Source organism: Roseibium sp. R5 (assembly GCF_055755305.1).
Genome location: NZ_CM146910.1, coordinates 3407499 through 3420366, shown reverse-complemented (window position 1 = coordinate 3420366; position 12868 = coordinate 3407499). Strand labels below are relative to the sequence as shown.

Here is a 12868-nt window from a genome sequence, read left to right as displayed (position 1 = left end):
GGCCGTTGATGGACGGTTTGGTTCAGCTCGCAAACAAGGCGACAAAAAACGTCAAAAGAACCAGAAAACCGGTATTTATGAACCACGGCTTGGGTTCGGCCGGGAGTGCCCGCAACTTTGCGGATTTTCTAACTTCCCGAACACCTTCAAGAGCCCGGTCTGTGCGCCGGTCGATCTCGCGGAAATACGGTGCCAACTCATTCTGAGTACGCATACTCAACCCTCACGATTCCTTCGTGGAATGAACGCTACGGCAAGGGTGTTAGAGGGAGGTTAATTGCAGCGGATAACAAACTGCTTGTACAGATCTTGAGCCCGTGATGGATTGGATATGGTTCTTGACGGAGTATGCCATGGTCGATCTGCCGACACTCATCACTTACAGTCTAATCGTGCTTGGGTTTGTTTTCATTCCAGGTCCGGCTACCCTTCTGACAATCGCACGGGCCACAACGTCGGGACCTAAAGTCGGCATCGCGACAGGCGCCGGGATCCCAGCTGGCGACATCGTTCACACATTGCTCGCTGTTTTCGGGCTCTCAGCGATCATCGCGGCCTCAGCTCTTTTGTTTTCGGTGATCAAATACGTCGGTGCCGCCTATCTGATTTACCTTGGCATCAAAGCCATCACTTCGAAGGTTGCTCCGTCATTCGGAAACGGCATTGCGGACGTAAGCACTGGGACAGCCTTTCGCCAGGCTTTCATTTCGGAGATTCTTAACCCAAAAACCGCCCTCTTCTTTTTGGCTTTTTTGCCGCAGTTCGTGCAGCCCGAAAACGGTTACGTGCTGCTTCAACTGACAATTCTCGGGTTTGTATTTGTCGCCCTCGGGCTATTTAGCACGATCGTCTTTGCACTGGGTGCCGGTACACTTGGCGGATTAGTCCGGCGCAATCCCGTCATCTTGAAATGGCAAGGAAAAGCCGTCGGGACGATTTTCTGCATTCTCGGTGTTCGACTGGCGTTGCAGGAACGTTAAAGCCTGGTCTTTTGCGGGTCCGCGACGTCCAGGATGCGCAGCTGCACTTTCGGCGTCCCCTGCCAGGTGTCAATGGACAGTGTCCCCGCAACGTGTAGGTTGCGGCCACGGCCTTCCAGAAGCATCTTCCCGTGAGGCTTGTCCTCTGCCTTGAAACAGATCCCTTTGAGCGCAGTGCCGTCGCCGGCCGCAAGTGTCGCCCGAACATGGCCCTTGCCCACGACATCAGCAAAGGAGACCCGGTGCGCGGGAAACGCAAACACCGGCTCGGAATGACCCGCGCCATAGGGACCGGCCTTTTCAAGCATGTTCATCAGATCGAGGTTTGCACCCGTTGCTGTCAGTGCCGCGTCGATCTTCAGTTCACGGTGTGCCGTTGCAGCTTCCACATCATCTTTCAGAATTTCGTTGAAGAAGGCTTCCAGATCAGCTGCTTTTTCCTGGCGCACCGTCAGCCCTGCGGCCATGGCATGTCCGCCGCCTTTTTCAAGAAGTCCGTCGTCGACAGCCTTACGGACCGCCTTGCCAAGATCGACGCCGTTGATCGACCGTCCGGATCCAGTCCCCTTGCCCGTTTCATCATAGGCAATTGCAAAGGCTGGCCGGCGATGCGCTTCCTTGAGCCGCGACGCGATCAGGCCGACGATCCCCGGGTGCCAATCGTTGGATCCTGTCAATAAAACGGCCGGGTCCCGCTGTTCAATGGCCATTGCGGCCTCGGCTCCCGCCTGTTCGAGCATCACAGCTTCCATCGCCTGACGCTCGGTGTTCAACTGATCAAGACGCTCTGCAATTGCGCGAGCTTCATGCGGATCTGCTGTGGTCAAAAGCCGTGTGCCCAGAGCCGCATCACCAATCCGGCCTCCGGCATTGATCCGCGGACCGATCAAGAATCCCAGATGATAAGGGGCCGGTTTCCCGCTCACCCGCGCGGCATCGGACAGCGCTGTCAGACCGTAGTTTTGCCGCTGATGCATGACTGCCAATCCACGCGTTACATAAGCGCGGTTCAAGCCCTGGAGCGGCACCACATCACACACAGTGCCGAGTGCCACCAAGTCCAGCAGCGTCATCAGATCCGGCGCCTGACGGCCGTTGAACACGCCCCGCTGACGCAATTCCCTGTTCAGTCCGACAATAAAGAGAAAGGTGACGCCCACTGCCGCCAAATGCCCCTGCCCCGACAGATCATCCTGCCGGTTTGGGTTGACCAGCGCCCGGACCTTAGGAAGCGTTTCACCAACTTGGTGGTGGTCGATCACCACGACGTCGAGGTTGAGCTTCCCGGCCGTTTCAAAGGCTTCAAAAGAGGTGCTGCCGCAGTCGAGCGTGATCAGCAGTTCCGCACCGCCTGCCTGAAGGTTCTCGATTGCAGGTCCGTTAGGGCCGTACCCCTCAATAATCCTGTCGGGAATATGGATGACCGGATCAAGCCCCATCCATTGGAGATACTTTGCCAGTACCGCAGACGAGGTGGCTCCGTCGACATCGTAGTCGCCGAAGATCGCAATCTTCTTGCCTGTCTGGACCGCATCGGCCACGCGAACGACGGCCGCGTCCATGTCGACGAGACTGCTCGGGTCCGGCATCAAGGTCTTGAGGGATGGTTCGAGAAACGCCGAAGCGTCTTCAGCGGCAACACCGCGCGCTGCCATGACACGGGCCAAAACATCGGGCAGCCCGTGCTGTTGGGAGATCGCCATCGCGGCGCGCGCTTCAGCAGCGCTCAGGCGCTCCCGCCATGCATTGTCATTGGCGGAGCGGGCAACCCCGAGTACGAGGCGCCCTTTATCGTCTTCGCCAAATCCTGTCAGCATGCGTTCAGACTTAGTCCAGGTGGAACTTTTCCAGCTGAGTGTGCTGGGCCTTGATGTAGCGGACAGTCCCCGTTGAGGACCGCATGACCACAGTGTGCGTGGTGATATGATTGCGTCCAAAGCGCACGCCCTGCAGGAAGTTGCCGTCGGTCACACCGGTTGCGGCGAACAAGACATCCGGACCGGCCATTTCTTCCAGCGTGTATTTCTTCTTGATGTCGTCAATGCCCATACGGTGGGCACGCTCGACCTGCTCGTCGCGGGTGATCACCAGACGGGACTGCATTTGACCGCCGATACAGCGCAGGGCCGCAGCCGCCAGAACGCCTTCCGGTGCGCCGCCAATACCTGCATATAGATCAATGCCGGTTTCCTCCGGATCGGTGGTGTGGATCACACCTGCCACGTCACCATCACCAATCAGGCGGATTGCAGCACCGGTCGCTCGGATTTCTTCAATCAAACGTGCATGGCGCGGACGGTCGAGGACACAGGCCGTCACCTCTTCGATCTTGACGCCTTTTTCCTTGGCAACGGCGGCCAGGTTGTCCGCAATTGGCGCATCCAGATCGATCAGCCCATCCGAATAGCCCGGACCGATCGCAATCTTGTCCATGTAGCTGTCCGGCGCATTCAAAAGATCACCTTCCGGAGCCAGCGCGATGACCGCGAGAGAGTTCGGCAGGTTCTTCGCGCAGATGGTCGTGCCTTCCAGCGGGTCCAAAGCGATGTCCACTTTCGGGCCCTGCTTGGTGCCGACATTTTCGCCGATGTAGAGCATCGGAGCTTCGTCACGCTCGCCTTCGCCGATCACCACCGTGCCGTCGATCGGAAGGCGGTTCAATTCACGGCGCATCGCATCAACAGCTGCCTGGTCGGCGGCCATTTCATCGCCATGACCGCGCAACCGGGCGGCTGAAACAGCTGCTCTTTCGGCAACACGCGCCAGTTCCAATGTCAGGATACGGTCAAGCCCGCTGGCTGGCTGGTGTTCTGTGTTGGACATCAACATCTCCGCTTTTCCCCCGTTCCGCACGTCCGCGGGACGTTTGACTTACTTCAGTTTTTCGATCCGGATCATCTGTGGCTGTTCTGCGACCACGCCTTTCGACATGATCACTTCCAGCGCTTCTTTGATGGCGATCTCGGTTGTTTCATAGGTGATCAAGATGACAGGTTGTGGTGCGTCCGCACTGTCGCGGTCTCGGTCTTCTGCCGCTGCCCGTTTTTGAACGATGGACTCAAGCGATATGCCGGCATCGCCCATGCAGCGGGCAATCTCGCCGAACGCCCCCGGGCGGTCGTAGACCGACAAGCGAATATAATAGCCACCCTCGTGAAGGCGCATCCGGGCCCGCTCGTACGGAACCAGGTCTGTTGCCGGCATGCCAAGAACGGGTGTTTCGTCGCCCCGGGCAATGTCTGTGATGTCTGCAACCACCGAAGACGCTGTCGCGTTCCCGCCAGCACCCGGTCCAACCAGCACGATCTCACCGACGTAATCACCGTCTACGGCAACAGCGTTCAGAACGCCATCGATCCGCGCAATCGCGGACGATTTCGGCACCATCGTCGGGTGAACGCGTTGTTCGATGCCCGTGTCGGTACGCTGTGCAACACCAAGCAGCTTGATCCGGAAGCCGAGCTCATCAGCAGCCTGGATATCGGCCGTGGTAATGGAAGTAATGCCTTCCATGAAAATGCTGTCGGCATCAATCTCGGTACCAAAGGCAAGGCTTGTAAGGATCGCCAGCTTGTGTGCCGTATCGTTACCTTCAATGTCGAAGGTCGGATCGGCTTCCGCATAACCAAGCCGCTGCGCGTCAGCAAGGCAGTCTTCAAAGCTAATGCCTTCGGCTTCCATCCGCGTCAGGATGTAATTGCACGTGCCGTTCAAGATGCCGTAGACGCGGCTGACTTCATTGCCAGCAAGAGACTCGCGCATGGTTTTCACGATCGGAATTCCGCCCGCGACTGCCGCCTCATAGTTGAGGCAGGCGTTGTTCGCCTCTGCGACCCGGGCCAGATCCACACCGTGTTTGGCAATCAAAGCCTTGTTGGCTGTCACGACATGCACACCGCGGCTGAGCGCTGCGCGAACACTTTGCTCGGCCGGACCGTCTTCCCCGCCGATCAACTCAACAAAAATATCCAGCTCTGCTTCATTCGCCATGGCCACCGGATCATCGAACCAGGTGAAACCGCTTGTATCAATTCCCCGGTCCCGCGTCCGGTTCCGGGCACTGACAGCTGTAACCGTCAAGGACCGACCGGTCCTGCGTTCGATCTGGCCAGCGTGCTTTTCCAGGAGTTGCACTACGGACGCACCGACCGTTCCAAGGCCGGCCACGCCGATTTTCAATGCGTCTGCCATTCGGGAATTAATCCAATTCTATTCAGCGAGAAGTCTCAAGCGGGATGACGTTGTGCAGCTTTTGCTCCGCAGTTTCAAGGAACCGGCGGACATTTCTTGCCGCCTGGCGCAACCGCTGCTCGTTTTCAACGAGACCAATGCGGACAAACCCGTCACCGTATTCGCCAAAACCGATGCCCGGTGCGACCGCAACGTCGGCGCGTTCCAGCAGCAATTTGGAGAATTCCAAACTGCCGAGAGACCGGAATTTTTCCGGAATCGGAGCCCAGCAGAACATGCTGGCTTCCGGTGCGGGAATATCCCACCCGGCCCGGCCGAAGCTCTCAACGACAACATCCCGGCGCTTCTTGTAGATCTCACGGGTTTCACGGATACAATCATCCGGACCGTTCAGCGCCGCTGTCGCAGCAACCTGGATCGGCGTAAAGGCACCGTAGTCAAGATAGGACTTCACCCGTCCAAGGGCGCCAATCAGGCGCTCATTCCCAACCGCGAAACCCATCCGCCAACCCGGCATGGAGAAGGTCTTGGATAGGGATGTAAATTCAACGGTGACGTCCATTGCCCCCGGCACCTGCAAGACGGACGGCGGCGGGGTATCTCCGAAGTAGATCTCTGAATAGGCAAGATCCGAGAGAATGAAGATGTTGTGCTTGCGCGCAAAGGCCACAACGTCCTTATAGAATTCGAGGTCCGCGCAATACGCTGTCGGGTTGGCCGGATAACACAGAATGATCGCGATCGGTTTCGGCACAGAGTGAATGACTGCGCGTTCCAACGCTTCAAAGAAACCGCTGTTTGGCTCAGCCGGAATGTTGCGGATTGAGGCTCCCGCCATCAGGAACCCGAACGTGTGGATCGGATAACTTGGATTGGGGCTCAGGATCACATCGCCCGGCGCGGAAATGGCCTGCGCCATATTGGCAAAGCCTTCCTTGGAGCCAAGTGTTGCAATCACTTGTGTGTCCGGGTCGAGCTTCACGCCAAACCGGCGGCCATAATAGGATGCCTGAGCCTTGCGCAGACCCTGAATTCCCTTGGAAGCGGAATACCGGTGGCTGCGCGGGTCCTGAACGACCTCGGTCAGCTTGTCGACGATGTGCTTCGGTGTTGCCAGATCCGGGTTACCCATACCGAGATCAATAATATCCGCGCCCGCCGCTCGCGCCTTTGCTTTCAAGCGATTGACCTGTTCAAAAACATACGGCGGGAGCCGTTTGATTTTGTGGAATTCCTCCATGGGCGCGGATCCTTGCGGCTTGAAAATGGGTATGTCTCACCTGCGCGGTAAGCAGGTTGCGCGACCTTTTAACAGGCCTTTTCAAGTTTCGCACCCATCTTTGAGCGCCTAGCCACCTAAATGTGGGAACAGGTAAGTTTGGCCGGGGCCTGCCAAGAACGCCCGCGAGAATGGGTAAAGCGCGCCAATCAGAAGGCTCGATAACGGGCAGCTATGCCGGATGGGGGGCATAAAAAGCGAATTGTGCGTCTTCAGTGCCAGAAAAAACCCTGGCCTTTTCAGCCGAGCCGACAACCGTTTTGCCCCGGCCGCACGCTTTGGCTTCGTACATAGCTCTATCTGCAATTTCCAAGGCCTCATCCAGTCCGAGATCAAGCGGTACAGAACTGACGCCAGCGCTTAGTCCAACCTGAACCGCACCCTCTGTCTCCTCAGAACAGGCAGCTGCGAAATGAGCCCGTATCCTTTCGGCAAGAATCCGAGCTTGGTTTGGCTCCATTCTGGTGGACAGAATGACAAACTCATCACCGCCCAGCCGGCCTGCAACCGTATCCGCCGGTGTTGTTTCCTCGCAAACCCGGCCGAACACTTGAAGGACCAGGTCACCAGTTGCATGGCCGTGCTTGTCGTTGACCCTCTTGAACTCATCTATGTCAAACCGGATCACCGTGAGACAGTTGTTTGCGCCGGAGACTGACGTGAACGTTGCCGCCCTTTCAAACACCGCCCGGCGGTTGGGCAATCCCGTTAGACAATCGCGATAGGCGGCCGATTTGAATTGCAAAAGTGATCGCTCGATCGGCATTGCGAGCGCGGTAAACATGGAAAGCACCATGGCAACAAGGATAAGCAGCAGTGCAATCAAAATGACATGACCGCTGATCGCTTCGAACAGCCCGTTTTCAGCGCCAAATCCAAGTGCGGTCAGCAAACTGAAATGCGCGCTCGTTTCCAGAGCTGCGCTGAAAGCGTACACCTTCGGCGTGACAAGGTTTTCTGTATTCCAGCGCAAACAGATTATGGCCGACCATGCGATATAGAGGATCATAACCGGTTGTACGTAAGCCACCCGGCTGGACAATGTTGTCGCAAAGTCCGGAACTGAGCAGAGTAATAGCCAGACCCCGGCAAGCCCTGCAGCAATCCAAAGGCGCAAAGGCTGGTGAAAGAAGGCCGCGACACCACTGCGTCTCAGGCCAGTTGCAAAAAGGATAAGAAAATTCGCTGCAATGATGGTCAGGTCGTCAGGCAACACACCACGGAAGCTTATGAGCAGTGTGCCGATCGCCCCGAGCAGGAACGCAATAGACCAGAGCCCGAAGGATAAATGCCCTGCCCGGTCACGATGTTTCCAGAAGAAAAAAAGAAAGCACAAGACAGCACTGGCTGTCAGCTCAGCGACAACTAAGGAAAACAGTATAGTCTTCACATCAAGCACGAGCGCCCCCAAAACGCCGGGACCACATTTCTGCCCAGCAAGGTATGTGCTCACCCGCAGGTGGCATACCAAAGTTTCAAAGTTATCCAAAGTTGTTTTACGTAACGGTACCCGCTATTTTTATCGGGAGGTGACGTAAGGTGTATCTGCTGAGGTTATGATAAAACTGACACTCAGCGCCATTGTGATGAATAGACCGGAACGTTAGAGGCAAGTCCGCCGCACTCAGTGCTAAGGCCGTGTCGATCTGTTCACTGCTCGTCTGCGAGAGTTTTCAGATATTCTTCCGTTTCGGCCCGCTCCAACGGATTGATCAGGCCTTTGGACTGCGCGGACGCGTTTGGCGGACCGTAACCCGTTGGCGGCTGCACGGTGCCTGATCGTGTTTTTTGGTCCGGGTTCACCGCTTTGACGAGCGGCGTGCCGGGGCCAACGGCGCAGGATTGGAGAATGGATGCCCCCAAGAACACCAAACAGAGATCGCGCCGCACGCGCATGATTGCCGTCTCCCTCATCTACAACTGTGATCATACTTCCATCGAAGTGTCACACAAGTCCTCTAGCACAGCGGCAATACGCGTTATGGAAACCAATCGACGGCGCCGGAACGTTGTGCCATAAATGAAATTGACGTTCCGAATACAAGCGCAAATAGAAACACATAACGCTGAGGAACCGCCCAACAGACTGCCGCCTCCAGACGGCAGTTAAGAAGACCGGAAGTCGGAGGAATCCCTGCTTATGGCTGATGACCGCCAGCATCCCATGTTGCAATACATCATCAACAATCCAGAAGCTTTCGCGCAAAATCTTGCGAAGACATTGGAAAATGCAGGCAAGGCGCTCGCTGCATATATCGAGCCGCGCGAGCAAGGCAAGATTACGCACGAATCGACGGACGAACTCACCGGCGTGGTCAAGACACTCGCTCAAGTTGGCGAATACTGGGCGTCGGATCCGCAGCGAGCTCTCGAAGCGCAGGGCCGCTTGTGGAGCGGCTACATCGATCTCTGGAATTCGTCACTGAAACGGATGATGGGCGAACAGTCGGAGCCGGCCGTGAAAGCCCCGGTAACGGACAAGCGGTTTGCTGATCCCGACTGGGAAAACAATCAGTATTTCGATTTCGTCAAACAGATTTATCTGATCACCAGTCAGTGGGCCGAAGAGATGGTCCACGAAGCCCAGGGACTGGACGAGCACACCCGCCACAAGGCCGAATTCTACGTCACTCAGATTTCCAACGCACTCTCGCCTTCGAATTTCCTTCTGACCAATCCTGAACTCCTGCGTTTGACAATGGAGAGCAACGGCGAAAATCTCGTCAAGGGAATGGAGCATCTGGCCGAGGACCTGAAGACCGGCAAGGGCGAATTGAAGATCCGTCAGACAGATCCGTCAAAGTTCAAACTCGGCGAAAACCTTGGAACCACCAAGGGCAAGGTCATCGCGCAAAACGACGTGTGCCAGGTCATCCAGTATGACCCGACTACGGACACAGTCTTGAAGCGCCCCTTGATGATCGTGCCGCCGTGGATCAACAAGTTCTACATCCTCGACCTCAACCCGGAGAAGTCCTTCATCAAGTGGGCCGTGGATCAAGGACACACGGTGTTCGTGATCTCCTGGGTCAATCCGGACGAACGGCAAGCTCAAAAGAGTTTTGAGCACTATATGAAAGAAGGCATCCTCAACACGCTGGATGTCATCAAGCGCGCCACACGTCAGGAAGAAGTCAATGCAATCGGCTATTGCGTTGGCGGCACGCTCCTCGCCGTAACGCTGGCCTACATGGCGCAGACCGGCGACGATCGGATCAAGACGGCAACCTTCTTCACGACGCAGGTCGATTTCACCTATGCCGGTGATCTCAAGGTGTTTGTGGACGAAGAACAAATCTCCATTCTGGAGAAGCGCATGGCGGAAAGCGGCTATCTGGACGGGTCCAAGATGTCGTCAGCCTTTAACATGCTCCGGTCAAATGACCTCATATGGTCTTATGTGGTGAACAACTACTTGAAGGGGAAAGAGCCCTTCCCGTTCGACCTCTTGTACTGGAATTCAGATTCTACCCGCATGCCGGCCGCAAACCACTCCTTCTATCTTCGCAACTGTTACCTCGACAACAAGCTCTCAAAGGGCGAGATGGAAATCGGCGGCGAAACACTTGACCTGTCCAGGGTCAAGATCCCGATCTTCAATCTCGCAACCCGCGAAGATCACATCGCGCCGCCAAAGTCGGTTTTCTTGGGGTCTGGCTGTTTTGGTGGTCCGGTGGAATATGTCCTGTCGGGTTCCGGCCATATTGCAGGCGTCGTCAATCCGCCGGTCAAGAACAAGTATCAGTATTGGACCGGCGGCGAAGCCAGAGGTACTCTGGAAAATTGGCTGAAGAATGCGGAAGAACACCCCGGATCCTGGTGGCCCTATTGGGACGAATGGATTCGGAAAAACGATCCGGCTGAAACCAAGCCGCGCAAACCAGGCGCCAACCGGGTCAAGATACTCGAAGACGCCCCAGGAAGTTATGTGATGAACCGGGTCTGAGTTCCAAAAAGAAGGCACGGATCTGAGCGATCTTTTCGTGCCTTCTTGTGTTTCCCCGCAAGCTTTCTCACAATTAGCAAGCTGCAACAGGCAGACAAGGTTTAGAGCACTACGTCCAACGGTGTTCTGGTCATCCCGAGAAGTTTTGAGAACTTGTCGGCCGCCATAGGCCGGCCGAAATGGTAACCTTGCGTGGTCTCACACCGGCAGCTCAGCAGGAACGCTTGCTGTTTTGCCGTTTCGACACCCTCCGCGACAACGTTCAATCCAAGCTCGCGGCCCAAGCTGATAATCGCTCGCACGATCGCCCGGTCGCTTTCCTTGTATTCAAGATCCCGGATGAAGCTTTGGTCGATCTTCAGCCGGTTCAAAGGAAAATTCTTCAAAGCGACAAGGCTGGAGTAACCGGTGCCGAAGTCGTCAATCGCCAAATGAATGCCGATCCGCCGGAAATCTTCCATCAAAGCGACAGCCTGTTCCACATTCTGGATGACAAGGCTTTCAGTAAACTCAAGTTCCAGATACCGCGCATCCAAACCGCTTGTGTCCAGCGCGGAAAACACATCTGACAAAAGAGCCTTGTCACGGAACTGGTTCGCAGAGACATTTACCGCGACCGTTATGTGCGGAAGACCAGCGTCCTGCCAGGCTTTGTTTTGACGGCATGCTTCGTTCAGGACCCAGCGGCCTAGGGAAATAATCGCGCCGGTTTGTTCCGCAATCTCAATGAACTCACCCGGCATTAGTCTCCCGCGTTCCGGGTGTGTCCACCGCACCAACGCCTCAGCACCGACAATCCGGCCGCTCATCAGATCGATCTGTGGCTGATACTCCAGGAACAGTTCATTGTTGTTGATACCCCGACGCAGCTCTTCAACCAGCTTCAGCCGGTTGACACCCGCCGGCGCCGTTTCACGATCGAAAATGAAAAAATTGTCCCGGCCGAGGTTCTTGGCTTCAAACATCGCCTGGTCGGCGTTCTTCAAAACTTCATCGGCCGTGTCGCCATCTAACGGGAAGACCGCTGCCCCAATCGAACAGGTCACGTGAAGCGTCAGGGTGTCCAGCTCGATTGTTTTCAAAATTTCAGCGCGCATGCGCGCAAGATAGTCCTTTAGTTCCGACTTCTGCGCGGTAGGGCCATCTACGAAGAGGACAAATTCGTCCCCTCCGAACCTTATCGTCTCAAAGGTGGTGTTGTGGGATCCGAGGATGCGATCCGCGACGGTGGACAACACATCGTCACCCACAGCATGCCCATAGCTGTCGTTGATGAACTTGAAGTTGTCCATGTCCACGAACACGACAGCAACCGGTTCGCCGGTCTGTCGGCTTGCTTCGATTTTAGCTTCCAGCTTCCGTTTGAACTTCCGGCGGTTCGGCAATCCCGTCAGCGGGTCATGATCTGCAAGATACCGGATCCTTTTTTCCGCCCGGTCGCGTTCAACGGCAATGGAAGCCAAATGCGCAGCTTCACGAACAATTTTCTCTTCCCGCTCTGAAGGGGCCCGAACATCGGTCCAATAGAATGCAAAGGTCCCCAACACCTTGCCATCCCCGGAGAAAAACGGAACGGACCAGCACGATTTCAGGTCATATTCTCGCACAAGATCGACATACTCTGCCCAGAGCTCGCTGTCGAAAATATCCTCGACGAACACTGCATCCTTTCGAAAAACAGCCGTTCCACAAGACCCTACTCTTGGACCAATCTCGATGCCATCAACCAACTCCAGATAGCTCTGGGGCAAATTCGGACCGGACGCAGACAGGATATGATTGCCGCTGCCGTCCACCAGCATGACGGAACCCATGCCGCTTTCCAGTTGTTCTTCGATCATCAGAACGAGAGAATCTAAAACATCCTGCAGCGGCAAACCGCTCACCAGCTTCTTCAGGATCTCGTTCTGACCCCGCTGCAATTTCTCAGCGTTTTGGCGCTCCGTCACATCTCTGGAGATACCGACGATCCCGACAACATCACCGGTCTCGTTGCGGATTGGATATTTGGATGATGAAAACCACTTTTCGGTGCCGTCGGGCAAAAGGATACGGTCCATAACGTCGACCAAATCCCGGCCTTCACGCATCATGGATTGCTCGTCCTCATAGAACACCTGCCCGACCTCGGGTGGATGCAACTCCAAATCGGACTTGCCAATCAACTCAGCACTGGTTGACCGGCCCATATCTTCAGCGACCTTGTCATTTGCCATGACAAATCGCGACCGCCGATCTTTTACATAGATATAATCGGAAACGAGGTTCACCAGCTGCTGAAGCCAGTCCAGATCGCCAAACATGTCCAGAGAGCTGTCAAAGCACGCTGTTGTGTTCAACTCTTCCAGTCTGGTCGCAAGGGATTTCATGGCTTGCCAATCGGCAAAACCTGTTGGGCCTTCGTTTCTTCCCTGAGACACCTGTTGATCCGTCATGGATCCGCCTTCAACCGCATCTGCTTATCACTTTTTC

The 12868-nt window shown here is 55.8% G+C and carries 10 protein-coding genes; 2 read left to right on the top strand and 8 right to left on the bottom strand.

What is annotated here, in order from left to right:
* Positions 1-22: 22 nt before the first annotated feature.
* Positions 23-214, bottom strand: coding sequence for a hypothetical protein (locus AC0J4F_RS16070; RefSeq protein WP_055670110.1), 192 nt, complete (start codon positions 212-214; stop codon positions 23-25).
* Positions 215-353: 139 nt separating this feature from the next.
* Between AC0J4F_RS16070 and AC0J4F_RS16065 the strand changes: the two genes are divergently transcribed.
* Positions 354-980, top strand: coding sequence for a LysE family translocator (locus AC0J4F_RS16065; protein ID WP_473026437.1), 627 nt, complete (start codon positions 354-356; stop codon positions 978-980).
* Here the strand turns inward: AC0J4F_RS16065 and recJ are convergent.
* The 6 genes from recJ to AC0J4F_RS16035 all read right to left on the bottom strand — a co-directional run bounded on the left by recJ (position 977) and on the right by AC0J4F_RS16035 (position 8346).
* The gene (gene recJ, locus AC0J4F_RS16060; RefSeq protein WP_473024019.1) at positions 977-2797 is read right to left on the bottom strand and encodes a single-stranded-DNA-specific exonuclease RecJ; all 1821 of its coding nucleotides are present in this window, start codon (positions 2795-2797) and stop codon (positions 977-979) included. The two genes, AC0J4F_RS16065 and recJ, sit on opposite strands and share 4 nt — an antisense overlap.
* A 10-nt stretch (positions 2798-2807) precedes the next feature.
* The gene (gene glpX / locus AC0J4F_RS16055; protein WP_306148578.1) at positions 2808-3803 is read right to left on the bottom strand and encodes a class II fructose-bisphosphatase; all 996 of its coding nucleotides are present in this window, start codon (positions 3801-3803) and stop codon (positions 2808-2810) included.
* 48 nt (positions 3804-3851) lie between these two features.
* Positions 3852-5171: a homoserine dehydrogenase gene (locus AC0J4F_RS16050; RefSeq protein WP_473024018.1), complete on the bottom strand. Its 1320-nt coding sequence runs from the start codon at positions 5169-5171 to the stop codon at positions 3852-3854.
* 22 nt (positions 5172-5193) lie between these two features.
* Positions 5194-6411, bottom strand: coding sequence for an LL-diaminopimelate aminotransferase (locus tag AC0J4F_RS16045; protein ID WP_473024017.1), 1218 nt, complete (start codon positions 6409-6411; stop codon positions 5194-5196).
* Positions 6412-6622: 211 nt separating this feature from the next.
* On the bottom strand, positions 6623-7849 hold the full coding sequence (locus tag AC0J4F_RS16040) for a GGDEF domain-containing protein (RefSeq protein WP_473024016.1): 1227 nt from the start codon (positions 7847-7849) through the stop codon (positions 6623-6625).
* A gap of 251 nt (positions 7850-8100) precedes the next feature.
* Entirely contained in the window at positions 8101-8346 is a 246-nt protein-coding gene (locus AC0J4F_RS16035) for a hypothetical protein (RefSeq protein WP_209175143.1), read from the bottom strand.
* Between the two features lie 244 nt (positions 8347-8590).
* On the opposite strand from AC0J4F_RS16035, the gene AC0J4F_RS16030 reads away from it, so the two are divergent.
* Positions 8591-10396 carry a PHA/PHB synthase family protein gene (locus AC0J4F_RS16030; protein ID WP_473024015.1) on the top strand — a complete coding sequence of 602 codons (1806 nt, stop codon included), beginning with the start codon at positions 8591-8593 and terminating at the stop codon, positions 10394-10396.
* A gap of 101 nt (positions 10397-10497) precedes the next feature.
* On the opposite strand, the gene AC0J4F_RS16025 is transcribed toward AC0J4F_RS16030, so the two are convergent.
* Positions 10498-12831 (bottom strand): sensor domain-containing protein, encoded by a 2334-nt coding sequence (locus tag AC0J4F_RS16025; RefSeq protein ID WP_473024014.1) that lies wholly within the window; start codon positions 12829-12831, stop codon positions 10498-10500.
* Between the last annotated feature and the right edge of the window lie 37 nt (positions 12832-12868).